Origin of the sequence: Priestia sp. 179-F W1.4 NHS, from assembly GCF_045369295.1 — a bacterium.
In the GTDB taxonomy this organism is placed as follows: Bacteria; Bacillota; Bacilli; order Bacillales; family Bacillaceae_H; genus Priestia; species Priestia zanthoxyli.
Genome location: NZ_JBIQFF010000008.1, coordinates 61,430 through 85,966 on the forward strand (window position 1 = coordinate 61,430; position 24,537 = coordinate 85,966).

Below are 24,537 nucleotides of genomic sequence, written 5' to 3' on the forward strand. Positions count from 1 at the left end.
TCTTCATCCTCCTCCTACAAATGAAACAACTTCTAATGTATCTCCATCTTTTAAGCATGCATCGCTATGTTCTTTTTTTTGTAAAATGTTCTTATTTAATTCAACAATTACAACTCGTTCATGCAGGCTCTGAGCCTGAAGCAAGTGCTCGACCGTTTCAATTTCATCTCCAACAGTGACGGTCTTACCGTTAATAATTAGATTCAATGAACTCCCTCCATTGCTCTCGTTAGCTGAAATGATGTAAAAAATGAATGATTCGGCTTTTTCCCTAACAAAGCATCAGCCATAATTTTTCCAGTTGCAGCGCTTAATAAAATACCGTTTCGGTAGTGGCCAAAAGCCATGTGCAGATTCGCTATTTCAGGGTGCTCTCCTAAATAAGGCCAGCCATCATTTGTTTGTGGACGAAGACCAGCCCATGCTTTTTCAAATGTGGCTTCTTTAATGGCCGGCAGAAGCGCAGAAGCTTTATTCAGCAAAAATTGAATACCTTGTGCAGAAACGGTCTTAGTAAAATCATGCTGCAGCTTAGTTGCCCCGATTACGATTCTTCCACCAGTCTTAGGGACTAAGTAAAAACCTTCATCTAAAAAAATCGTTTTAGAAAGCAGGGGCTTATGACTTTGCAGAGCAATACACTCTCCTTTTACAGGAAACACCTCGCCTAAATGTTCAGAAGAAATAAAGCGTTTAGCCCATGAGCCTGCTGCAATCACTACTTTTTCTCCATAAAAAGAGCCTTTGGACGTCTGTACCCCTTTTACTGTTTCATTTTCCATAATAAGAGAGTGAACGTCACAGTATTCGAATACATCTGCTCCGTGATACAAGGCTCCATGAGCAAGAGCTTGTGTTAACTTAGCCGGAGCTAGCTGGCCGTCTCCCGGTATTGTAATGGCTCCGTATATGTCTGGAGAGAGCCCGGGTTCTAACAAACGCGCTTCTTTTACATCGATCCATCTTACATCTTTGTCCCACCGGTGGTGCTGAGCGGCTTTTTTCTTTAATACGTGTGCATCTTCTTCTGTTACAGCGACTTTTAATAAGCCTTTTTGAATGAGCTCTACGTCGATAGCCGTTTTTTCTTTTAGTTCCTTCACCAGTTCAGGAAACATGCTTCTGCTCTTAATAGCAAGGTCTAAAAGAGGACCTTCTTCATCAATTTCAGCTTGAGCACCTAAAATACCAGCGGCTGCACTTGAAGCTTCACAACCAACTTGATTGCGTTCAAGAATAGCTACTGACGCTCCTTGTTTTGACAAATGATAAGCGATAGAAGAGCTGATTATACCTCCTCCGATTAACAGTACATCATAATGCTGCTTCATTTTCTCCACCTCCAGATGTCCATATATGAGAATATTGTTTAATCGCTTTCAGGGGATCTTGCGCAAGCATGACACCAGACATCACGGCTATACCGTGTGCTCCTGTTTGAAGTACCTCTTTGGCATTTACAGGTGTAATTCCTCCAATGGCAATAACCGGTATCTGCACAGCGTCTACTACTTCTTTTAGTGCCGCTATCCCTCGACTTTTTAATTCTTTTTTTGAATGTGTTGAATAAATATGTCCGTATAAAATGTAGTGAGCACCATCTTTTTCAGCTTCTAAAGCCTCTTCCACAGAGTGAACTGACTTTCCAACAATAAGAGAAGGAAATGCGTCTATAACAAACGAAACGTCTAAACTATGATAGGCAAGCTGTACACCTTTTGCTTTTAAAGCATGCGCTACATCAACTCGGTCATTCACAATAATTTTAGAGCGACAAAATGGTAGGCTTTCTAGTAAACATTGAATCTGCTTTGCCGTTTTCTTTTTTTCTCTAATATGAATGGCGCCCGCAAAAGGCGCGATAGCCGTTAAAATTTTTTGAAGCTCTTCGATTGGCTGCTTATCTGTTGTAATGACATGAAATTTAGGAATATCCACATGATCGAAACCTTTCCATTCAGAATAAAGAGAAATTTCAATCACTTCATCTTGTGCAGAGGGCTTTATTACATACAAAAAACCACTCTACAACGTAGAGTGGTTAGCATGCATCGTTATGTAAACATGATCGCCACTTCCCTACGCTGGTCCAAACCAGATCAGGTTCAAAGGGTCCGAAATACATCCGTCTCAGCTTCAAAAAGCTCCCCTAGTGATTGCTATTTATTGATTTTGTTTTTGCACTTAAAATTATAACACAACTAGATGTAAATACAATATCTCTTTATGCTCTTACGGCTCTCTTCCTTTTATAGATGTATCTTTTAAGCTTCTTTACTAAGAGGCCCGGCGCACCGAATCATTCTGCTTTTTATATAGTTAGTAATCGGTATAGTCGTCAAATTCTTCTTTGTCTTTTTCCTTTTTCCGATCCCATATAAACAGCAGGAGTAACATAATAAAAGTTAGAATATAAAAACCGTAAAAAATAAATGCCGCCACAACATTTATAAATAAAAATAAAAAACCAATGATCTGACCTGCAACAGCTACAATCAACAAAATGTATTTCCAAACTTCTGCTTTTCTATCCATTCTCTACTTCTCCGTCTTTTTGTTTTTCCCTACTAGAAACGTTCTCTTTACTTATAATAAAAACGTTCCTGCCAGTAAACCGACTGTAAATAAACCAACTGTTCCAAATGCTGAAATCCCCACGTACGCCAACATTTTCCGATAAGATTTTTCCCGAATTAACTGTACGGTTTCCACACTAAACGTTGAAAAAGTGGTAAAGGCACCAAAAAACCCAATGCCAATCATTAAAAATATTGAATCATCATAAGCATGACTCGGAACCTTTCCATAATAACTACCGTAAAAAAGACCAAGCCCAAACGCCCCGAGCAAGTTTACAAACAGCATTGAGACTGGAAAAGGAGGGTTTGAAACTGTTTTTGTAACTTTTAAACCCAAAAGATAACGGCATATTCCTCCAGCTGCCCCGCCAAGTGCCAAGCTCACTATGCTCATTTACTTCACCTCATGTACTTTCACTAAATTTTTCCCTGCCGCTTCACCGCATAGATAGCCTGCTAAAGCAAGAAGGATTCCACCTACTAAAGAGACAATGACATAAATGGCTCCCCAAAATAAATGGTGCTGAGTGAGAGAAATGACGTCTCCTGCAAAGGTTGAATACGTTGTAAAACCGCCGCACACGCCAACTCCTAGTCCAAGCTTTATCCATTCTTTTGGCTTTTTCCACGCAAAAAATCCTGTTAATAGGCCTAGTATGAAGCTTCCTAATAGGTTTTCAATTACCGTTCCTATTGGATAGCCCGTATATAATAAGGAAAGATTTAGCAAATAACGCGCATATGTACCAGCGATAGCACCAAAGGCAATTGAGATTAAGTTTATGGCTTTCATCATATCGCTCCGTTTCATAAATTCTTCTTTAAGTGTACCATAAGGAATTTATTTCTACCTTAACATTTAACTATATGTTTATTGCACCAAAAGTCATGAAAAAATGAAAGAGAAAATCGTCGCATGAAACTTCCTTTTTACTCCTCAAATATCCCTTAAAAATCCACTTAATCCAAATTTTAAAATCTTTCTGTATCCTTATGACAAACCGTGTATAGAAGGTATATTTCCCTTATTTTAAGTCACATTAATCGTATAAGTTTTTTTTGTTGACTTTTGCTGTGTTCTTGTTTAGTATCACAGAGTATCATTTCCTATCAGAATACTAGGGGGTTTAGAAAATGAAGAAATTTGCTGCACTTTTGTCGCTACTATTAGCTTTCACAGTTGTGCTTGCCGCATGCGGTTCTAGCTCAAAAAATGAAGCAAACAATGGAGACAATAAATCTTCACAAGAGGATTTATATAATAAAGTGAAAAAAGATGGCGTATTAACAATTGGAACTGAAGGTACATACCCTCCGTTCACTTTTCATGATGACAAACAAAAGCTAACTGGGTTTGATGTAGAATTGGCTCAAGAAGTAGCTAAACGTCTTGGCGTAAAAGCTGAGTTCAAAGAAACACAGTGGGATGGCATGTTTGCCGGATTAGATGCTAAACGCTTTGACATGATTGCTAATGAAGTGGGTATTCGTGAAGATCGTCAAAAGAAATACGATTTCTCTGACCCATACATCCAGTCAGGCGCCGTATTAATTGTTCGTAAAGACGAAAAAGATATCAAATCATTTAAAGATTTAAAAGGAAAAAAATCAGCACAGTCATTAACAAGTAACTACAAAGACATGGCTCAATCTTATGGTGCAAACATTACGAGTGCTGAAGGTTTTGCTCAAGCAGTAGAACTAATGAGCGCAAACCGTGTTGATGCTACAATCAACGATAAATTATCGTTCCTTGACTATAAGAAAAAGCACCCTAACGCACCTATCAAAATCGCGGATGAAAAATCCGATGGTGCTGCAAGCGGCTTTATGTTTAGAAAAGACAGCGGTAAGTTAGTGGATGAAGTAAACAAAGCATTGAAAGATATGAAAAAAGACGGAACATACGCAAAAATTTCTAAGAAATGGTTTGGCGAAGATGTTTCTCCTAAATAATATTTTTCCTGATGGAGAGCGATTGAATCAATTGATTTCAATCGCTCAATCATCTCTCTTACCAATGCTAAAGGGAGCTATTCAATATTCTATTCCACTAACATTAATAAGCTTTGCCATAGGCATTGTGTTAGCTGTTTTAACAGCACTTGCTCGCTTGTCTTCAAGTAAGATATTAAACATAATTGCACGTGTATATGTGTCAATTATTCGTGGAACACCTTTGCTTGTGCAATTATTTATCATTTTCTACGGATTACCTAACTTAGATATAACAATTGACCCATTCATCTCTGCTGTTATTGGATTTTCATTAAGTGTAGGTGCGTATGCATCTGAAATTATCCGAGCAGCGATTCAATCTATTCCTAAAGGACAGTGGGAAGCTGGCTACTCACTCGGTATGACCTATTCCCAAGCGTTAAGACGGATTATCTTACCGCAAGCAGCACGTGTATCGATTCCGCCATTATCTAACTCTTTTATTAGTCTTATTAAAGACACGTCACTTGCATCGCTTATTCTTGTTTCTGAAATGTTCCGTCAAGCTCAAGAAATTGCTTCAACTAACTATGAGTTTTTACTTCTTTATAGTGAAGCAGCGCTCTTGTACTGGGTTATGTGTACAATCTTATCCATTATCCAAGGACGTATTGAAATAAGACTAGATCGTTACGTGTCTAAATAACCGTTTCAAGTAGCTAAAGGAGTTTTTTATATGATTAATATCAAAAATTTGCATAAATCATTCGGTGATTTGCAAGTATTAAAAGGGATTGATTTGGAAGTTGAACAGGGCAAAGTAATTGTATTAATCGGCCCTTCTGGATCGGGTAAAACTACTTTTTTACGTTGCTTAAATCTGTTAGAAATCCCAACAGACGGTACAATTGAACTTGATAAAAAAAGCATGAATTTTACCAAACCTGTTCGTAAAAAAGACATTACTTCATTTCGAAGCCTAACAGGTATGGTCTTTCAAAACTATAACTTGTTTCCTCATAAAACTGCGCTTGAAAATGTTATGGAAGGTCCTGTAATTGTAAAAGGCATTTCTACTCAAGAAGCAGAAAAAAGAGGGAAAGAATTATTAACACGAGTTGGTTTAGGAGATAAGCTTGACTTTTATCCTTTCCAGCTATCAGGCGGACAACAACAGCGTGTTGGCATCGCCAGAGCAATGGCGATGGACCCAAAAGTTATGCTGTTTGATGAGCCTACTTCAGCTCTTGACCCTGAGCTTGTAGGAGACGTTCTTCAGGCCATGAAAGACCTGGCGAAAGAAGGAATGACGATGGTTGTGGTAACTCATGAAATGCGCTTTGCCCGCGAAGTAGCAGATGAAGTTATTTTTATGGATCAAGGTGTCATTATGGAAAGAGGTACACCGGATCAAATATTTTCAAATCCTCAACAAGAGCGAACACGTCAATTCTTGAATATGATTCATTAAAAAGGTTGCACATTTTCACGTGCAACCTTTTTCTTTATTTGGCTACTGCTTTTTTCATTAACTCTGTAATGTACGTAAAGAATGCTTCAGCTGTGACGTCATACACGACGTCTACAGGTCGCCCCTCTTCAGAAATTTCTGTTCTTCCTTGTCTTGGTGTTTCCGTATACACAATACTCGAAACGGTTTTTACCTTCACAAGTGTTGAATTCCCTGTAAATGCTGTTGTGAGTACATCCCACAAATAATAAGTCGAATTGGTTTCAACATGCACAAGCGGCGGGCAAGCCGCGTAGCACTGCCCTACAAAGTCTACTCCTTCATACCTGCGAAGTGAAGCCCACATTTGGCGAATAGCCGGCGTTAATGGAACTTGATTCGTGCTTTCTAAAGCAACCATCTCAATTTTAATGCTGCTTTCCCATACTCTTGCTACTGCTTCTGGATCCCAAAAAGCATTCCATTCCGCCGTTCCATCATGTTCAGGCTCCTGCACATTTCCTACTTCTTGAAATGTACCGCCCATCCACACTAACTTATCAATTTTCTCTTCTATTTCCGGCGCTTTTTCAAGTGCTCTTGCCAAATCAGTTAGCGGTCCTGTAAATAATAAAGTCGTTTTTCCGTCTGTGTGCTGCAATGTTTCAATTAAATGATCATGAGCAGGCAGCTGACTTATTTTTGTTTGCACTTTCCCTTTTTCATTTAAAATTGGCAGTGCATCTACATAAAACGTATGCATGCGCCATTCTTTTGGAAATGGGTTCATACCACGTGAAGTAGATTTGGCTACCTCGATATCATAACTTCCAAAACGATCAATAATTTTTTGGCTTGCGCTGATACCTGGCTCTAAGTATCCGTCAGCAGGAATGACAGATACCCCCGTTACCTTTACATCATCCATTTGCAGCAGTAAAAAAAGGGATACTAAATCATCAATCCCTGCATCATGGTTAAAATATATGTTTGTGCTCATGTCTCTTCTCCTCTTTTCTATGTATCGCTACGTAATAGCTGTACCACTATTTTATAATGAAATGGCCTCTTTGGTAATCAAAGTATTATGAACTTCTTTTACTATTTTCTATAATGGGTATAGAAATAAGGTAATCTATGTATAGGCATATACATCTCGGTATAGAAAGGAGAAATAAAATGAAGCAATCATTTTCAGCATTAGTAGTAGATAAAACAGGTGAAGAACAAGTGGAGGCGTCTGTCCAAGAACTGACGCTAAACGATTTGCCAAAAGGCGATGTACTTATTCGCGTTCATTATTCAGGGGTGAACTATAAAGATAGCTTAGCCAGCATCGCAAACGGCAATATTGTGACAAGCTATCCGTTTGTTCCAGGTATTGACCTAGCAGGAATCGTTGTATCTTCTGACAGCCCTGATTTTAAAGAAGGTGATCGTGTCATCGCAACAAGCTATGACATTGGCGTATCACACTTTGGAGGCTACAGTGAGTATGCGCGCTTACGCAGCGAATGGATTGTCCCTCTTCCTGAAAATTTGACGTTAAAAGAAGCAATGATTATCGGAACAGCTGGCTTTACAGCTGCTTTATCTGTGCATCGCTTAGAGGAAAACCATACTAGTCCATCTAACGGCTCTGTGCTTGTAACAGGGGCTACGGGAGGTGTAGGAAGCTTTGCGGTTGCCATTCTTTCAAAATTAGGCTACACAGTGGAAGCAAGTACGGGAAAAAGCTCGGAAGCAGCTTATTTGAAAGAGCTTGGCGCTTCCTCTATTGTAGCGCGTGAAGATGTTTATAACGGCAAATTAAAAACATTAGGCAAACAAAAATGGGCCGCTGCGGTGGATCCTGTGGGGGGAGAGCCCCTAGCTTCTGTTCTCAGTCAAATTCAGTACGGAGGCTCTGTAGCTGTCAGCGGGCTAACAGCTGGAGGCAAAGTGCCAACAACCGTCTTTCCCTTTATTTTAAGAGGGATTAATTTACTCGGCATAGATTCTGTTTACTGTCCAATGCCTACTCGAAAAGAGATTTGGAATAGACTCGCTAGTGACTTTAAGCCTGAAAGCTTTGAACCTTTCATTCAGCAGGAAATTTCACTACAACAGCTCCCTGAGGTACTTCCGACTTTATTAAAAGGACAAGCTCGAGGACGAACAATTGTGAAGCTATAAAAAAACGGAGAAACCTAGGTTTCTCCGTTTTTTTACGAACAGACGCATGTTATTATGCATCTATTTTTGCTATTAAATCCGTCACTAATTCTTTCATCGTCACATCGGCTAAGACTTGTTCCATGGCATCTTGAGAACGTTTTAGAATCAATTCAAGGACACTTTGAATATTGGCTCCTACAGGACACTCCACATTCGGATTTTCATGCATTTGAAACAATTCTCCTTCTTCCACAGCCGCTACCGCTCGATAAACGTCTAACAACGTTATCTCTTCTAAATCTTTCAATAGATAAGCTCCGCCAGCTCCGGCTTTTACGCCCACAAGTCCAGCTTTCTTTAACATCCCAATTACTCGTCTTATAACAACAGGATTTGTATTTACACTGCTAGCAACCCACTCTGAAGTACTAGGATGACTGCTATCTACTTTAATTAAAGACAGTATGTGAACGGCCACGGTGAATCGACTGCTAATTTTCATTACTCTCACTCCTATTTTGTTGTAATCATTATAGTTACAACATTTATGAAAGTCAAGCGTGCTTTTTTAGGAAAGAATGTCTTCTTCTACCGCCTCATAAAAACGCAGCGTTTTCTTGATTTCCATAGCTTCAGAAAATGCTTTCGTTTTCTTTTTATTCGCTTCTTTATGTTCGTTCACATGTTCTTCTCTTGAGATCCACGCTTGAAAGAACTGCTTGTCTTCCCACTTTGATACAAAGACATATTCGACTTTATCCGCGGAATCTTTTTTCCAGCATTCGAACGATAAATTTCCTTTGGCTTCCTCGATTTCTGTTTTGTTTTTCTTAGCTTTTTGCTTGAGCTGTTCTTCAAATTTCTTTTCTGTTTCAAAACTTGCGTTTACAACAAACATCTTATCTCCCTTTCTAAATGAAAATGATTCTCACTAAATTATTGCATAGTAATTTTATTTTTTCAATTTATATGGATAATAAAATTACAGAAGCACAAAAAGACCGCTATTTAAGCGGTCTCCTTTTTATAAATGTTTTCGATGCACTGTTTTCCCGTCATACGTGAAGGCAATTGGCTTGCCTTCCATCATCGTTTCTAAATGAACGGGGCGGCCCCAAAGCTGATGAACATAAGGTACCACTTTTTCTAAGTATTTGACATCTAATTCAATTCCTTCATACCAGTGTTTTAAATAGAGCTCTCCATTTTTTAAATAGTCTCCATTGGTTACTGTGATGTAAGGAAATCCTCCGTTTACGCGCATATTAACAAGCTGATCTCTAACTTCTGTCCACTCTTTATCGACGATTTTATAGTCTTTTCCTTGTTTTTGGAATAAGTACATATCCTCCCGCATAACTAAATCTTTTGTTAAGTAATTGCGGATAAAGGAAATATCTGATTCAACCTCACGTACCTCAAACATCTTCTCTCTTCCTGACCCGGGCTCGACGCCCCGGCGAATCATATCTTCGGTTGGATTGTTGTAGCGTTCTTCAATGTCTTCAAAGATTTTTAATCCCAAATAATATGGATTGATTCCCGTCTTGGACGGCTGCACAACCCCTGCATTTAGCTTCGCGAATTCTATCGCTTCATCACTCGTTAAGTCCATTTCTCGAATAATGCGTTGATGCCAGAAAGAAGCCCAGCCTTCATTCATAATTTTTGTTTCAAGCTGCGGCCAGAAATAAAGCATTTCTTCTCGCATCATCGTTAAAATATCCCGCTGCCAATCCTCTAAATAAGGACTGTATTCTTCAATAAATAATAAGATGTCTTTTTCAGGCTGAGGCGGAAATTTTTTAAAAGACTTTGGAGGTTTTGGTTTTTTCTTTTCTTTATAATCCAAATTCCATAAATCATCATAAGGAGAAGTGATTTCTTCTTCCGATGATTCTACATCATCTATGCTCCAAGAAAGCTTGGCACGCATAAGAGACGGATCAATATGTTCCTGAATCGATAAGACAGCATCCAAAAACTTTTCTACTTCACGCTTACCGTGCTTTACTTCGTATTCTTTAATTCGATCAGCGGTCGCTGCCATACTTTCTACCATATCCCGTTTAGTGTTGGCAAAACGGCTGTTATTTTTAAAGAAGTCACAGTGAGCTAACACGTGAGCTACAATTAATTTATTCTGAATAAGCGCATTGGAATCCAATAAAAATGCATAACAAGGATCTGAATTGATAACTAATTCATAAATTTTACTCAAACCAAGATCATAGTGTAATTTCATTTTGTAAAATTGTTTTCCAAAGCTCCAATGTGAAAAACGAGTTGGCATCCCATATGCACCAAACGTATAAATAATATCTGCCGGGCAAATTTCATAGCGCATCGGATAAAAATCCAAACCGAAACCGCTAGCTATTTCCGTAATTTCATCAATCGCACGGTATAATTGCTTATAATCTGCTTCTTTCACGACAGCTCCCCCTTTCACTCCTTACTTCAATCTATGTACAAACATGTCAATTCATGTGTTTTCATCAAAAAGAAGCTTTATTTTTTCAAGAAAAGGGGATTTTTATTTAGTTGTCTTAAATAATGGATGTAATGTAACTGTTACGCTTCGTTATTCTTTGCCTTTCTTATCATTTATCCGGTGCTGTACGTTTATTCTTCTTACATAATGACTACAACCTCTTTTAATTATGCACTGGTCTTTTGCCCAACATTTACAGCGTAAGAATTCCCGCAAATATCATACACTAATTTCAACTCCTCAAAAGGAGGAACGTTATTAATGGATGTAATTGATTATGATCGAGCTTTATATTACACACACCGTTCACAATGGGATAACTTATTAATTTTAATGGTTCGAACAGACGACGATTTTCTTTCAAAAAAGATTGAACATTTTTTGCACGCCTACAATTTTGAACGAAACTACCGCATCATTCAAGAAGAGCTTTATTCTTTACTACGCTACATTGATCATGCAACGGAATATTCGGAGCACAACCCGGAGCTTCTGGAAGAATCATTGTACTAGTATTTTTGATACACACTTGGACAAAGAAGGGATGAATTCCCTTCTTTATTTTTTTATGTTGCATTAAAAATATGCATATTTCATTTCAAAAAACATCAAATAATATATGTAAACATATTTATTTTTATCGTTGACATAAAAGTGAATTCGACGTACAATCTTCAGTACATACGCTAAGATATTTCAGTACATACTGGGAGGAACATATATGAATACTAAAAGGTTTCGCACATTAGATTTAACATTAGCCGGTATGTTTGCAGCTCTTATGGCTATTGGTGCAAACATTACTTCTTGGGCACCTTTTTTACAAGTAGGCGGCGTGCCTCTTTCGCTTCAGCCTTTTTTTGTTATATTAGCAGGACTTTTACTTGGGAGCCGAATGGGTTCTATTTCGATGATTGTATATGTATTAATTGGCATTGCCGGCGCTCCGGTATTTGCTCAATTTAAAGCAGGAATTGGTATTTTATTTGGAAGCACCGGCGGCTTTTTGCTTTCTTATATTGTCGCTGCATTTATCACAGGAAAAATTATGGAAATGCGCGGCAAGCCGACTTTTTCTATCTTTTTAATTTCATCGCTGGTTGGTATTGCCGTTATTTATTTAATTGGTACTACGTATATGTATATAGCGGTTAACTACTGGCTTGAAGCTCCTGCAATGACATATGCAGCTGCTTGGAAGATTATGTCGTGGTTTGCTGTAAAGGATCTTATTTTCACTGTTCTTGGGGCTATGCTTGCTCCGAGAATTTATAAAGCTCTACGATCTTCTTCATATTTGTCAAATACGCAATCAAATAAAGTATCATAAAAGAAGCCTGCTCAAGTTTGAGCAGGCTTTATTTTTATACCGTTTTCACTTTATCTAGTACACGCTCCACTTCACCCATTACAGCTGTTTGTACAGCTTCTAAATGGGCAATGCTCGTTGCTTCATCTTCTGACACAACGCCAAAATAGAACTTCACCTTTGGCTCTGTACCAGACGGACGAAGGCAGAACCAAGAACCGTCCTCTAAGATATATTTTAATACATTTGATTTTGGTAATGTAATCTCTTCTACTTTTCCTGCTTTAATATGCTGGCGCTCACTTAATGTATAATCCTCTACAACCGAAACATTTAACCCTGCAATGTCAGTAGGAGGCTCATTTCTAAATGTAGCCAAAATATGCTGAATTTGCTCAGATCCTTCTTTTCCTTTAAGCGTTAAAGATTTCAGACCTTCACGATAGAAACCATATTTAGTAAACACTTGCTGAAGCGCTTCATATAGCGTCATGCCCTGCTTTTTATAATAAGCACAAGCTTCTACCGCTAGAATGGCTGCTTGTACAGCGTCTTTGTCACGAGCAAAGTCACCAATTAAATAGCCGTAGCTTTCTTCATAACCGAATTGGAATGTATACTCGCCCGTTTGCTCATATTGCTTAATTTTTTCACCGATAAATTTAAAACCTGTTAGAGTGTCAACAACTTGCAATCCAAATGAACGAGCAATTTGTGCGCCAATTTCTGACGTTACAATCGTTTTTAACACAACGCCATTAGCAGGCAGCACGCCTTTTTCTTTCTTTTGAGAAAGCAAATAGTGAAGCAATAAAGCACCGGTTTGATTTCCTGTTAATAACGCATATTCGCCGCTTGGATCTTTGACAGCAATTCCTAAACGGTCTGCATCTGGATCCGTTGCGATTAAGAGATCTGCATCAATTTCTTTTCCTTTACGAACAGCATATTCAAATGCAGCCGGCTCTTCAGGATTCGGAGATTTAACCGTCGAAAAATTCGGATCAGGAAGTTCTTGTTCTTCAATAACCGTAACATTTTCGTAACCGATGGATTGAAGCGCGTTGCGAACTGGCTTATTAGCTGTACCATGTAGAGGTGTAAAAACTACCTTTAAGTTTTTACCTGTTTCAGAAGCTAGCTCTGGATTAATTAAAATCGTTTTTAGTTTCTCATTGTATGCTTCGTCAATCGCTGAACCAATCATTTCAATAAGACCTTTTTCTTTTAGCTCCGCTTCAGATTGAACAGCTAATGTAAGTTCATTTTCCACAGCATTTACAAAGCCAACTAGTTCATCAGCTTCTTTTGGCGGCAGCTGACCACCGTCTGGACCATATACTTTGTATCCATTATATTCAGGAGGATTGTGGCTCGCTGTAATAACAATACCTCCAAATGCGTTTAACTCACGCACTGCAAATGAAAGTTCAGGTGTTGGTCTTAGCTCTTCAAATACATACGTTTTAATTCCGTGACTTGCTAATGTTTTTGCTGCTTCCATCGCAAATTCAGGCGATTTGTGGCGAGAATCATATGCAATGACTACGCCTTGCTTGATAGCTTCTTCGCCAGCTTGTTTAATGTACTCAGCAAAGCCTTCAGAAGCTTTTCGGATTGTATACGTATTCATACGGTTTGTACCCGCTCCAATTTCTCCACGCATTCCGCCTGTTCCAAATTCCAATGTTTTGTAAAAACTATCTTCTAATTGTTTTTCATCACCTTTGATTGCATCCAAATTTTGACGTAATTCAGGATCTAAATTTGGGTGATTAATCCAAGATGTATACGTTTCTTTCCAACTCATAAAAAAAAGCCCCCTTATATAAATGTAAATATGTATGAAAAGAGAAAAACGAGTAATCGTTTTTCTCTTTTTTTAACAGTCATATTATATTTCTTCGTCAAAATTTGACTTCCTGCTATTATATTATGGCTGTATTGACAAATTTTGAGGTACTTTTTTATTTTATCATGAAATACCTGTCATACGGTTAACTTTTTCATCTACTGGCACAACTGCGTCATGAAGGTGCTGTTCTAATTCATCGGTATAAGCTTTTGTTTGCTCAGGCGTCCACTTTAACTCTTCGGCCATATGAGCAATCACTTGTTTTTTCCAGCTTCTTACCCAGTTGATATCAAAGAATAAAGCGCCCGTACGTCGAATGAAGAAGTCCACTGGTTTTGAAACCATTTCTTCTTCTATGCCATATTGAATTTGCAAAAATACACTAGCTGGAAGGTCGCTGTTTTTTAGCTGATCCGGACGTTCAATCATGTAGCGGTATACTTTGTCTACGTTTGAGCCATAGCGTTTTACAAGCTTTTCAGCAGCGTCACGTGATAACCCTAGTTTGATGCCTTCTTTGACTTTTTGCTCTACAAACGTTGGGAACCCGCCTGAACCTCCTACATTACCTCCAGAAATCGGTAAATGTTTAGTTTGACAGCTTTCAAATTCGCGTCCTTCTGCTTTAAAATCTTCAGCTACGCGATTTACGACAATTTCAGCCATTTTACGGTACCCAGTTAATTTCCCTCCAGCGATTGTAATTAAACCTGATTCTGATGTCCAGATTTCATCTTTACGCGAAATTTCAGAAGGATCTTTTCCTTGTTCATGAATAAGTGGACGAACACCCGCCCAGCTTGATTCTACGTCGTCTACTGTAATATCAACCGTTGGGAACATATAGTTAATCGCATCAATAACATATTGACGGTCTTTTACAGTCATACGCGGATGTCTAGCGTCTTCTTTATAGACCGTGTCTGTTGTGCCTACGTATGTTTTTCCATCACGCGGAATTGCAAATACCATACGTCCGTCAGGTGTATCAAAGTAAATGGCTTGTTTTAACGGAAAGCGCTCTTGATCAATAACTAAGTGAATTCCTTTTGTTAATTGAAGCTGCTTGCCTTTTTTTGAATTATCTTTTTCACGCAGCGTGTCCACCCATGGACCTGAAGCATTGACGATTTTTTTTGCATAGATATTATATTCTTTATTCGTAAGCTGATCGCGAACAACAGCCCCTACTACTTTTCCTTTATCGTAGATGAAGTTTTCCACTTTTGTGTAATTGACTAAATCTGCTCCTCTTGCGGCAGCTTCTTTAGCTACTTCAATCGTTAAACGTGCATCATCTGTTTTATATTCAACGTAGTAACCGCCGCCTTTTAACTCTTTAGATTTCACTAGTGGCTCGCGTCTAAGCGTTTCTTCTGCGCTAAACATTTTGCGGCGCTCTGCACGTTTTACTCCTGCTAAGAAATCATATAAGCGCAATCCAATTGAAGTTGAGAATTTCCCAAATGTTCCACCCGTATGGAAAGGTAACAGCATCCACTCCGGAGTCGTTACATGAGGGCCATTTTCATATACAATGGCACGTTCTTTACCAACTTCGGCTACCATTTTAACTTCAAACTGTTTTAAATAGCGTAGACCGCCGTGAACAAGCTTCGTTGAACGACTAGATGTTCCTGCTGCGAAATCCTGCATTTCAACTAATGCCGTTTTCATGCCTCGATGAGTCGCATCAAGTGCAATACCTGACCCAGTAATTCCCCCACCAATTACTAATAAATCATATTGATTTTGTGTCATGTCTACCAATTTATTCGAACGTGTTTGACTTGAAAACATACGTCATTCCCCTTTCATTTTTCAAAGATATCAAAATTTTCCAATATACAAAAAGAGAGACCACAAATCACATATATAGTATACCTACATATGGATCTGTGGTCTCTCCGATTCTCCAACCAATTTATTAACTTGAATACATTATATCATACATGCGCTTTTAATTAAAGGATTTTCATCAAATAATTACTTAAAAGCCATTGTTGCATGTACGGCTTTTTTCCAGCCGCTATATAATTCTTCACGTTGTTCTTCTTCCATATTTGGTTCGAAAGATTTTTCCATATTCCACTGCTGCGCAATTTCATCACAATCTTTCCAGTAGCCGACCGCAAGACCCGCTAAATATGCTGCCCCAAGAGCGGTTGTTTCATTCACTTGAGGACGCTCAACAGGAACATCTAACACATCACTTTGGAACTGCATTAAGAAATTATTTTTAACTGCTCCTCCGTCTACACGCAATGTTTTTAATGTAATTCCAGAGTCTGCTTCCATCGCGCTTAATACGTCTCTTGTTTGATAAGCTAATGATTCAAGCGTTGCACGGATAAAGTGTTCTTTTTTTGTACCTCGAGTTAATCCAAACATCGCTCCACGTACATCGCTGTCCCAATAAGGTGTTCCAAGTCCTACGAAAGCTGGCACAATATATACGCCGTCTGTAGACTCTACTCGTGTTGCATAGTTTTCAGTTTCAGCCGCATTTTTAAACATTCTCAAACCGTCGCGAAGCCACTGAATAGCAGATCCTGCTACAAAAATACTGCCTTCAAGCGCGTATTCTACTTTGCCGTTGATCCCCCATGCTAATGTAGTTAACAAACCGTGATCCGACTTAACTGCTTTTTCACCCGTATTCATTAACATGAAGCAACCTGTTCCATACGTGTTTTTCGCCATTCCTTTTTCATAGCACGCTTGTCCAAATAAAGCGGCTTGCTGATCCCCTGCTGCTCCAGCAATTGGAATGTTTTGACCAAAGAAATGATAATCTACTGTATGAGCGTATACTTCAGAAGAAGGCTTTACTTCCGGAAGCATAGATTTTGGTACTCCTAAAATATCTAGTAGTTCATCATCCCATTTTAAATCGTAGATATTGAACATAAGCGTGCGAGAGGCATTTGAGTAATCCGTTACATGCGCTTTTCCGCCTGATAACTTCCAAATTAACCATGTATCAATTGTTCCAAATAACAATTCACCGTTTTCTGCTTTTTCTCGTGCACCTTCTACGTTATCTAAAATCCACTTTACTTTCGTTCCAGAGAAGTATGCGTCAATTAATAACCCCGTTTTGTCGCGGAACGTATCGTTTAATCCTTTTGCCTTTAATTCTTCACAAATACCAGACGTTTGACGAGACTGCCATACGATAGCATTATACACGGGTTTTCCTGTTGCTTTTTCCCATACTACGGCTGTTTCACGCTGATTCGTAATCCCAATTGCTTCAATTTGGTCCGCGTGAACGCCTGACTCAGATAAACAAGATGCGATAACAGCAAGGATAGAACCCCAAATTTCACTTGCATTATGCTCTACCCAACCTGGTTTTGGAAAGTACTGCGTAAACTCTTTTTGAGCTACATGCACAACTTCACCTTTTTTATTAAATAACATTGCTCGTGAGCTCGTTGTTCCTTGGTCTAAAGATAAAATAAATTTTTCCATATCAATATCCCCTATTCTCTGTATAGTGTCGTTTCTTTATTGTACATAGTTAGATGGTAAAGCGCATTCATTTTTTCGGTACTACTGCTGATTGAATTTGCGCTGCTTTTTGTTTAGAAACCGCGTAGATAACCGCTAAAACAATCACTGCAATACTTAAGACAATCCATAAGCTGTTAGACATTTTATTTAAGAATGCTGCTTGATAAAAGACTGCGCCAATTGATCCCCCTAATAGAGGCCCCACTACTGGCACCCAAGCATATTTCCAGTTCGAGCTGCCTTTACCCGGTATCGGCAAGATAGCATGAGCAATACGAGGTCCTAAATCACGAGCAGGGTTGATAGCATACCCTGTTGTTCCTCCTAATGATAAACCAATACTTACGATTAAAAATCCTACTACTAAAGGATTTAATCCATCTGTAAATTTATTTGCTCCAATTGCTAAAATTCCTACTACTAATACAAATGTTCCAATCGCCTCACTTAAAACGTTTGCAAATGGGTTCGCAATTGCTGGCCCCGTTGCAAATACGCCTAGTTTTGTACCAGCATCTTTTGTTTCTTTCCAGTGTGGAAGATAGTGTAAATAAACAACTGTTGCACCAAGAATCGCTCCAATAAACTGAGCTAAAATGTACATCGGTACTTGCGACCATGGAAAATCACCTGTAATAGCAAGCGCTACTGTTAGCGCTGGGTTTAAGTGTGCTCCACTCATATTACCAACCGCATATGCTGCCATGGCTACTGCCATTCCCCACCCCATTGTGATAACAATCCATCCTGAATTAGCAGCAAACGATTTTTTTAAATTGACGCCCGCACATACACCAGCGCCAAGGATAATTAGTATCATTGTTCCAATTACTTCTCCTAAAAATGCTTGCATATAAATACCTCCCCTTTGTATAAACACGGTTAACATTACAAGAAAATAAGAAAATCCACCATACATCCCCCTAATAAAATCATTAAAAGGCTATATCGTGGATCTCCTATTCTCCCTCACAACTATTAACTTATCTAGAAGTTTACTAGATGGTGAAAGCGTTGTCAAACAGTTTTTTTAAGTTGAAATACTCCACAGTTCTCTATTTGATGTTGTAACAGCAGAAGCCCCGGCTCCTAAAGCATTACGAACTTCTTCTTCGGTTCGTATTAAACCTCCGGCTAACACTGGAATGCCTGTTTCAGCTTTGACTTCTTGGATTAAAGTGGGCACAATTCCAGGAAGAAGCTCAATATAATCGGGTTTTACTTTCTTCATTAACTCGTAGCTTTTCTTCAAAGCCGTGCTGTCTAATAAAAAGACCCGTTGAATGGCATAGATTCCTCTTTGTTTAGCTTTTAAAATGACGTTTGTTCTTGTCGAAATAATCCCCGCAGGCTTAAACTCCTGACACAAAAAATCAACCGCATACTCATCGTGCTTTAAGCCATGAATTAAGTCTAAATGGATGATTAGCTTTTTTTCATGCTTATGAACCTCTCTCATAATTCCTTTTAGCATGCCCACTTGATTGTCTAAAAGAACTCCGTACTCGTAATTGCTTACTAAAAAATTTTCCAATTGCTTCATATCTCGAACAGCGGGTAATACCGATTGTCCATGAAAACTCATGTTTTCCCCTCTTTTCCATGGTTAGTCCACAAAATTCATTGTAATAGTTTTTATTATGGCAAAAGTTGAAATAAAAAACACCATGCATTTGCATGATGTTTTTAGAAACTGCGTTATTTTTTATATTTAATATTGTAAACGTCATGGCGTCGATCTTTTAATTGACGAACCGTTCCTGATTGACGCTGGCGACGAAGAATTTCTAAATCTACATCTCCAATAACCACCATTTCAATATTAGGGTTACATTCTCCTACAATACCGTCTCGTGCAAATTCAAAGTCAGACGGTGCAAAAATAGCAGACTGAGCGTACTGAATATCCATATTTTCTGTTTCAGGCAGGTTTCCAACCGTACCTGCGATAACCGTATAAATTTGGTTTTCGATCGCACGAGCCTGAGAGCAGTATCTTACGCGCAGATAGCCTTGACGATCTTCCGTACAGAATGGTGTAAAAATAATATTTGCACCTTTATCTGTAGCAATACGAGCAAGCTCCGGAAATTCAATGTCATAGCAAATTTGGATCGCAATTTTCCCGCAATCTGTATCAAACACTTCAACTTTATCTCCTGGGCTAATTCCCCACCATTTTCTTTCATTAGGTGTAATATGCACTTTGTACTGCTTTTCAATTGTTCCATCTCGGCGGAATAGATAGGCAATATTAAAGATATCTCCATTATCTTCTTCGACGAAGTGGGATCCTCCAATAATATTTACGTTATATTTAACCGCTAAGTTAGTAAATAACTCAATGTACTCTTCCGTATATTCTGCTACGCGCTGAACCGCTTTGCTTGGAATCTTTTCATTCAAGAAAGACATGAGCTGAGTTGTGAAAATTTCCGGGAATACGCAGAAGTCGGCTTTTGCATCATAAGCAACATCTGTATAATATTCTACCTGTGTTGCAAACTCTTCAAATGAATTGATCTGTTTCATCATATACTGAACAACACAAATACGCACTGGGAATGATGTTTTAAAATGGCGTTTTGAACGGCGAACATAATCTACGTTGTTCCATTCCATAAGCGTTGCATACTTATTAGAAGCTAGGTCATCAGGAAGATAACCAGGGTTTATACGCATAAGCGTAAATCCGTTCATTAGCTGAAAAGATAGTACTGGATCATAAATTTTATGATGAATAACTTGCTCTACATACTCTCTAGGCGACATTTCAGCTGAATGCTTATGGTAATTAGGAATTCTTCCTCCGATGATGATACTTTTAAGGTTCAATTCACGTGCTAAATCTTTACGCGCTTCATATAAGCGGCGTCCTATTTTCATGCCGCGATACTTTGGATGAACCATTACTTCAATTCCATACAGATTGTAGCCTTCCGGGTTATGATTTGTAATGTATCCTTCGTCTGTAATATCGTCCCACGTATGCTGATCATCGTACTCATCAAAGTTCACAATCAAGCTTGAACAAGATCCGATAATTTCCCCGTCGTACTCTGCACATATTTGTCCTTCTGGAAAAATGGCCAGATGACTTTCAAGCTGTTCTTTTTTCCACGGATCCATTCCCGGGAATGATAGCTTTTGAAGTGCTAAAATTTCATCTATATCGTCCGATTTGATGTTACGAATAATCATTTTTTTCTCGAATTTTGATAAATCTATTGTAGACATACGCTAAAACAACCCTTTCTCTCTCTTCATTAGGCAATTAGTTTCCCTGTTTTTTATTATAATAAACATTATTAAAAATTCAAAAAATGAGGTTGAGACATAACGAAATAAATCCAATCTAAAGACGAACAAATGGATACATTAGCTTGTGAAACCACTGTTGACTTCCGTGCAAGACTTCGCTTTCCGCGGGCTGCCGCAGGAGTCTTCATCCTCCCATCAACTGCTAGAAGGAACGAAACAGATGAAACCGGCGTTCACCATAATAAAAAAAACGAACCAAGAATCAAAATTCTGATCAATGGTTCGTTTTTCACTTAGGCTAAAATACTTTTGTCCCAGCCTCATTTTCTATTTGCAAATATCTAATTTTATGGATGTTTTTTTATTAGGATAATTTTCAATAAATCCTGGTCCTAAAGAGACTTTAATGCCATCTATTTTATATACATTATAGCGTTCACCGCGATTTAACGTACGAATCTTTACCCATTTTCCTTGTTCTTCTTTTAACAAAACCATCGGTGATTGAATCGTTACAAAACCAATTTGGCCTTTTGAGAGCTTTTTCGTTTTACAAAGATTCTGGGCAACTGGAGTACTGCTTATTTTGTATTTGTTTTTCATAGCGATTGAATCAAAACTTTGAGAATGAAATTGACCAATAACCACTTTTGTACCGGTTTGAACGCGGTCAAACAGCCAGCGTACCTCTTCATCATACATACGAATGCACCCTGAACTTGCGTAGGTTCCGATAGAACTTGGATTATTATTTCCATGAATAGCGTACGTGGTGCCATACGTTCCGCGCGCATTTAATCCTAGCCAGCGATCGCCTAGTGGATTCCTAGGATCTCCTCCCCGAATGTTATCTTTATAATAAGGCCGGTTTTTAATTTTATTCACAATGCTAAAAGTACCCTCTGGTGTATAACTCATCTGCCTCCCTGTCGCAACTTTGAACGTCCTTACTAGTTTTCCTCCATCATAAAAAGCCAGGGTGTTAGTAGATTTGTTAATAATAACAAGTTGATTGGACGCCGCAGAAGCATTGCCTGTCAGACCCATCCCTGCGAGTAAAAAAACAAGCCCAACAAAAAAAACAGCCACCTTTTTCATTTATCGACTCCCCCAATTTCTCTTATATCTATATAAGAAAAGTATAGGATGAAAGGCAAACCATCAGAACACTTTTTACCTTATAAGTCAAAATACATTAAAATCTTTCACGCACCCCTTTTTACTGACAAGAAGCAATAAATGTACATAACAAAAAAACGGCCCTTTAAAGGGCCGTTTCATTTGTATTTAAAGCTTCACTTCAACTTTTGCATTTTTTTTAAGTTCTTCAACTTTTTTCTGTAATGCTTCTTGTTTCTTTTGTTGTTCAAGCTGCTGCTTAATTTGAGGCTTTACGTCTTCAAGCTTTGGCATTTGAGATTGTTCTTTACTGCCGCTTGCTTGACTTTGGCTTTGTTTTGCAAATTGATCGTAATAATCTTGAATTTCCTTATCTGTTACTTCAGGTGTTTGGATATCTTTATCTACGTACTGCTGATATTTAATGCTGTCAGCCAGCTCAGACTTTAATTGTGATTGAGTGATTCCTGCATCTTTTAAAGCCGCTTTGAACTGTTTATCTGTTTTGAACTGCTTTTTCGTTTCTTTTAACTTTTTATTTACTTCTTCATCAGTTGCTTTATAGCCTTTGTTTTCAGCTTCTTGCAATAGCAGCGTTTGACCTACTAAATTGTCAATTGTTTGCTGCTTTACTTGTTTAGCTGCTTCTTTAGAAGTTGGGTCTTGTCCCATTTGTTGGTACTGATTTTGTGATGTAGCCAGGGCTGCATTGTATTCTTCACCCGAAACTTTTTTACCGTTTACAACTGCTACGGTTTTCTTTTCATCTACTTTTTGTTTATCTAATTTCTTCTGCATTTCTTTTGCTTGCTTTTCCTGCTTTTCCTGAGCCTCTTTTTGCTTCTCAGTTTGTGCAGTTTTTTGATCATCGTTCTTTGATTGCTTTGCATCATCGTTTGAACCACAAGCTGTTAAAGCTGCAGCAATTAACCCAATGAGCAATGTATACATCAGTTTTCTCATGATTAATCTCCTTTCATAATCCCAAACGATTATTAGCTATTCGAAAAAATCATCTAGGGGGCATTGTATATGATATAGGCGTAAAAAGAAACCATTTAGGCTAATTTTAAACATATGTAATAAGATTGAAACGTTTTGTAATCTTATGAAAGATAAATGCTCTTCTTTATACGGCCTGCCTAATCATAACATTATTTAGTATGATTTACATAATTTACAGTTTGTTATACATCTGTATTATTTCAATTTATTTGTTATATAAAAAGCAATAGTATGTGATTTCATGTTTCTATAAGAACTTTATACAAATTTAACGATATCACAAGTTCTTTTTTTATCCAATTGAAAGCCGAAATTTATTAAAAAAAGAAAAAAGCATGGGATAATCATGCTTTTTTCTTTTCAATTTATGTATGAATTATAAAACGATTCATACGAATACGTAATCAAATTGTTTTCTTTTGCAAAACACTCAATGGAAACAGGAAATAAAAACCCGTATTTTTTTAAAATTGCAATATTTTTTTCGAATTGCTCGCAGTCGCTTTCTTCAATCGGCCGATGTTGAATCGCTTCAATTACGGCAATTATTGTCTGAAGGCTACTAATGACTTGCAATGCTTCATCGAGTAAGCCATTATATAAATGGTCTGTACAATAATCTGGATTTAATAATTCATCAGGATTAAGCTTATCTACAGATACATACCGAGGTAACAAGTCATAGCGAAGCTGTTCAGTCAACTCTTCTATGTAATTCTCCATTTCTGGCGGAGCTGCTTGGGCAATTTTCATGGTTACCCCCCCTTTTTTCTCTTAACTTATGTCTCTTTATTTAGCATAACATAAACATAAAACGAGAACTTCAGGTAGTTATTTCCTCCTAATTATTTACAAGTTCTTTTTAAAGATTAAAGGATATTTACTAGTATGTAAGGAAGGGATTAAATATGAGTATACACGGCCAATGGCTAGAAGATAAAATCGCAAAAAATGATGCAGGGCAAACAATTGAAGATTATTTAAAAACGAAATGGCGTATTCCTAAAAAAACGCTGCATCAGTTTCGGATGAATAAAAATGTGCTTATAAACGGTGAACCTTTACCATGGAGGAACACTCTTAAGGAAAATGATAGAGTGTCACTCCCTTTTTTTGAAGCAGAACCTGATGAAATAACACCTTACAATGTTAATATAGAGATTTTGTTTGAAGATGAACACGTGCTAATTGTAAACAAACCAATAAACCTAAATACTCATCCTTCATCAGAGCAGGACCAAAAAACTCTTTTAAATGCTGTAGCTGCTTATTTTCAAAAAATAGGCCTCAAAACAAAGCCTAGACACGTTCACCGTTTGGACAGCGATACATCAGGTGCTATCTTATTCACGAAGCATTTTGTAGCAAGCTCTGTGTTTGACCAGCTGCTGGCTGAACGTAAAATTAACCGGACTTATGTTGCTCTTGTCCAAGGACTCATGAAACAAGAGCAAGGAATCGTTAATGAACCTATTGGACGCGATCGCCATCACGCTACGAGAAGAAGAGTATCTAGAACAGGACAAGCTGCCAAAACATCTTATCGCGTGTTAAAGCGCAATATGGCAAAAAATGAAACGCTTATTGAACTTTCGCTCGAGACCGGACGCACTCACCAAATACGTGTTCATATGAGTCACATCGGCCATCCATTACTTGGTGATACGCTTTATGGCGGAAAGAGATTAAAAGATCAGCAGCAAGCTTTACATGCCATTAAGCTTTCTTTTATACACCCGTTTACACATCAGCGCGTGTCAGCTGTTGCACCTCCAGATCAGCAGGTTTTTTTACCGTACAGCAACTTGTTTTCCTATTAAATAAAAAAGAGCGCCAATATGTTATTGGCGC

The 24,537-nt window shown here is 38.1% G+C and carries 27 protein-coding genes and 1 riboswitch; of the genes, 7 read left to right on the forward strand and 20 right to left on the reverse strand.

What is annotated here, in order from left to right; translation table 11 throughout:
- Positions 1-3: 3 nt before the first annotated feature.
- From thiS to ACH0CI_RS24035, 6 genes are all read right to left on the reverse strand, one after another.
- Positions 4-207 carry a sulfur carrier protein ThiS gene (gene thiS, locus ACH0CI_RS24010; RefSeq protein ID WP_406902373.1) on the reverse strand — a complete coding sequence of 68 codons (204 nt, stop codon included), beginning with the start codon at positions 205-207 and terminating at the stop codon, positions 4-6.
- Positions 204-1,331, reverse strand: coding sequence for a glycine oxidase ThiO (thiO, locus tag ACH0CI_RS24015; RefSeq protein ID WP_028412578.1), 1,128 nt, complete (start codon positions 1,329-1,331; stop codon positions 204-206). Before thiO ends, thiS begins: the two co-directional genes overlap by 4 nt.
- Positions 1,315-1,938 (reverse strand): thiamine phosphate synthase, encoded by a 624-nt coding sequence (locus ACH0CI_RS24020; protein WP_028412579.1) that lies wholly within the window; start codon positions 1,936-1,938, stop codon positions 1,315-1,317. Before ACH0CI_RS24020 ends, thiO begins: the two co-directional genes overlap by 17 nt.
- Positions 1,939-2,059: 121 nt before the next feature.
- Positions 2,060-2,161, reverse strand: a riboswitch (TPP riboswitch).
- Between the two features lie 158 nt (positions 2,162-2,319).
- Positions 2,320-2,535 (reverse strand): hypothetical protein, encoded by a 216-nt coding sequence (locus ACH0CI_RS24025; protein WP_013055279.1) that lies wholly within the window; start codon positions 2,533-2,535, stop codon positions 2,320-2,322.
- 51 nt (positions 2,536-2,586) lie between these two features.
- Entirely contained in the window at positions 2,587-2,973 is a 387-nt protein-coding gene (gene crcB / locus ACH0CI_RS24030) for a fluoride efflux transporter CrcB (protein WP_028412580.1), read from the reverse strand.
- A complete protein-coding gene (locus tag ACH0CI_RS24035; RefSeq protein WP_028412581.1) occupies positions 2,974-3,372 on the reverse strand; it encodes a fluoride efflux transporter FluC in 399 nt (132 codons plus the stop codon). It abuts the gene before it with no gap.
- A 341-nt stretch (positions 3,373-3,713) separates the two neighbouring features.
- Between ACH0CI_RS24035 and ACH0CI_RS24040 the strand changes: the two genes are divergently transcribed.
- The 3 genes from ACH0CI_RS24040 to ACH0CI_RS24050 are packed head-to-tail and all read left to right on the forward strand — an operon-like array spanning position 3,714 to position 5,988.
- Entirely contained in the window at positions 3,714-4,535 is an 822-nt protein-coding gene (locus ACH0CI_RS24040; RefSeq protein ID WP_013081647.1) for an amino acid ABC transporter substrate-binding protein, read from the forward strand.
- Positions 4,519-5,223, forward strand: a complete 705-nt coding sequence (locus ACH0CI_RS24045) for an amino acid ABC transporter permease (protein WP_034268046.1) — start codon at positions 4,519-4,521, stop codon at positions 5,221-5,223. Before ACH0CI_RS24040 ends, ACH0CI_RS24045 begins: the two co-directional genes overlap by 17 nt.
- A gap of 30 nt (positions 5,224-5,253) precedes the next feature.
- Entirely contained in the window at positions 5,254-5,988 is a 735-nt protein-coding gene (locus ACH0CI_RS24050; RefSeq protein WP_034268049.1) for an amino acid ABC transporter ATP-binding protein, read from the forward strand.
- A 34-nt stretch (positions 5,989-6,022) separates the two neighbouring features.
- Here ACH0CI_RS24050 and ACH0CI_RS24055 read toward each other — a convergent pair whose 3' ends face one another.
- On the reverse strand, positions 6,023-6,967 hold the full coding sequence (locus ACH0CI_RS24055; protein WP_154992363.1) for a nucleoside hydrolase: 945 nt from the start codon (positions 6,965-6,967) through the stop codon (positions 6,023-6,025).
- A 179-nt stretch (positions 6,968-7,146) separates the two neighbouring features.
- On the opposite strand from ACH0CI_RS24055, the gene ACH0CI_RS24060 reads away from it, so the two are divergent.
- Complete coding sequence (locus ACH0CI_RS24060) at positions 7,147-8,142, forward strand: NADPH:quinone oxidoreductase family protein (RefSeq protein ID WP_406902374.1); 996 nt, start codon at positions 7,147-7,149, stop codon at positions 8,140-8,142.
- Positions 8,143-8,194: 52 nt separating this feature from the next.
- On the opposite strand, the gene ACH0CI_RS24065 is transcribed toward ACH0CI_RS24060, so the two are convergent.
- The 3 genes from ACH0CI_RS24065 to ACH0CI_RS24075 all read right to left on the reverse strand — a co-directional run bounded on the left by ACH0CI_RS24065 (position 8,195) and on the right by ACH0CI_RS24075 (position 10,558).
- Positions 8,195-8,626, reverse strand: coding sequence for an Rrf2 family transcriptional regulator (locus ACH0CI_RS24065; protein ID WP_028412586.1), 432 nt, complete (start codon positions 8,624-8,626; stop codon positions 8,195-8,197).
- A gap of 66 nt (positions 8,627-8,692) precedes the next feature.
- A complete protein-coding gene (locus ACH0CI_RS24070; protein ID WP_098112840.1) occupies positions 8,693-9,022 on the reverse strand; it encodes an antibiotic biosynthesis monooxygenase family protein in 330 nt (109 codons plus the stop codon).
- A gap of 126 nt (positions 9,023-9,148) precedes the next feature.
- Positions 9,149-10,558 (reverse strand): SpoVR family protein, encoded by a 1,410-nt coding sequence (locus ACH0CI_RS24075; protein WP_033580662.1) that lies wholly within the window; start codon positions 10,556-10,558, stop codon positions 9,149-9,151.
- 321 nt (positions 10,559-10,879) lie between these two features.
- Here ACH0CI_RS24075 and ACH0CI_RS24080 point away from each other — a divergent pair, with 321 nt between their 5' ends.
- Both ACH0CI_RS24080 and ACH0CI_RS24085 read left to right on the forward strand, forming a co-directional pair.
- Positions 10,880-11,131, forward strand: coding sequence for a YhdB family protein (locus ACH0CI_RS24080; RefSeq protein WP_013055267.1), 252 nt, complete (start codon positions 10,880-10,882; stop codon positions 11,129-11,131).
- A gap of 208 nt (positions 11,132-11,339) precedes the next feature.
- A complete protein-coding gene (locus ACH0CI_RS24085) occupies positions 11,340-11,948 on the forward strand; it encodes a biotin transporter BioY (RefSeq protein WP_014461709.1) in 609 nt (202 codons plus the stop codon).
- 34 nt (positions 11,949-11,982) lie between these two features.
- On the opposite strand, the gene ACH0CI_RS24090 is transcribed toward ACH0CI_RS24085, so the two are convergent.
- From ACH0CI_RS24090 to ACH0CI_RS24135, 10 genes are all read right to left on the reverse strand, one after another.
- Positions 11,983-13,737: a phospho-sugar mutase gene (locus tag ACH0CI_RS24090; protein ID WP_033580663.1), complete on the reverse strand. Its 1,755-nt coding sequence runs from the start codon at positions 13,735-13,737 to the stop codon at positions 11,983-11,985.
- A gap of 165 nt (positions 13,738-13,902) precedes the next feature.
- On the reverse strand, positions 13,903-15,582 hold the full coding sequence (locus tag ACH0CI_RS24095) for a glycerol-3-phosphate dehydrogenase/oxidase (RefSeq protein ID WP_406902375.1): 1,680 nt from the start codon (positions 15,580-15,582) through the stop codon (positions 13,903-13,905).
- Between the two features lie 186 nt (positions 15,583-15,768).
- Positions 15,769-17,259, reverse strand: coding sequence for a glycerol kinase GlpK (gene glpK / locus ACH0CI_RS24100; RefSeq protein WP_033580665.1), 1,491 nt, complete (start codon positions 17,257-17,259; stop codon positions 15,769-15,771).
- A 67-nt stretch (positions 17,260-17,326) separates the two neighbouring features.
- On the reverse strand, positions 17,327-18,154 hold the full coding sequence (locus ACH0CI_RS24105; protein WP_033580666.1) for an MIP/aquaporin family protein: 828 nt from the start codon (positions 18,152-18,154) through the stop codon (positions 17,327-17,329).
- Positions 18,155-18,331: 177 nt separating this feature from the next.
- Positions 18,332-18,886: a glycerol-3-phosphate responsive antiterminator gene (locus tag ACH0CI_RS24110; RefSeq protein WP_033580667.1), complete on the reverse strand. Its 555-nt coding sequence runs from the start codon at positions 18,884-18,886 to the stop codon at positions 18,332-18,334.
- Between the two features lie 113 nt (positions 18,887-18,999).
- Positions 19,000-20,538, reverse strand: coding sequence for a carbon-nitrogen hydrolase family protein (locus ACH0CI_RS24115; RefSeq protein ID WP_016762941.1), 1,539 nt, complete (start codon positions 20,536-20,538; stop codon positions 19,000-19,002).
- 71 nt (positions 20,539-20,609) lie between these two features.
- A complete protein-coding gene (locus ACH0CI_RS24120; RefSeq protein ID WP_251440770.1) occupies positions 20,610-20,750 on the reverse strand; it encodes a hypothetical protein in 141 nt (46 codons plus the stop codon).
- 139 nt (positions 20,751-20,889) lie between these two features.
- Positions 20,890-21,660 carry a L,D-transpeptidase gene (locus ACH0CI_RS24125; protein WP_406902376.1) on the reverse strand — a complete coding sequence of 257 codons (771 nt, stop codon included), beginning with the start codon at positions 21,658-21,660 and terminating at the stop codon, positions 20,890-20,892.
- Between the two features lie 189 nt (positions 21,661-21,849).
- The gene (locus tag ACH0CI_RS24130; protein ID WP_033580669.1) at positions 21,850-22,644 is read right to left on the reverse strand and encodes a SurA N-terminal domain-containing protein; all 795 of its coding nucleotides are present in this window, start codon (positions 22,642-22,644) and stop codon (positions 21,850-21,852) included.
- A gap of 402 nt (positions 22,645-23,046) precedes the next feature.
- Positions 23,047-23,439, reverse strand: a complete 393-nt coding sequence (locus ACH0CI_RS24135) for a YhcU family protein (RefSeq protein WP_013081630.1) — start codon at positions 23,437-23,439, stop codon at positions 23,047-23,049.
- A gap of 155 nt (positions 23,440-23,594) precedes the next feature.
- On the opposite strand from ACH0CI_RS24135, the gene ACH0CI_RS24140 reads away from it, so the two are divergent.
- Positions 23,595-24,506, forward strand: coding sequence for an RluA family pseudouridine synthase (locus ACH0CI_RS24140; protein ID WP_047751693.1), 912 nt, complete (start codon positions 23,595-23,597; stop codon positions 24,504-24,506).
- Positions 24,507-24,537: the final 31 nt, after the last annotated feature.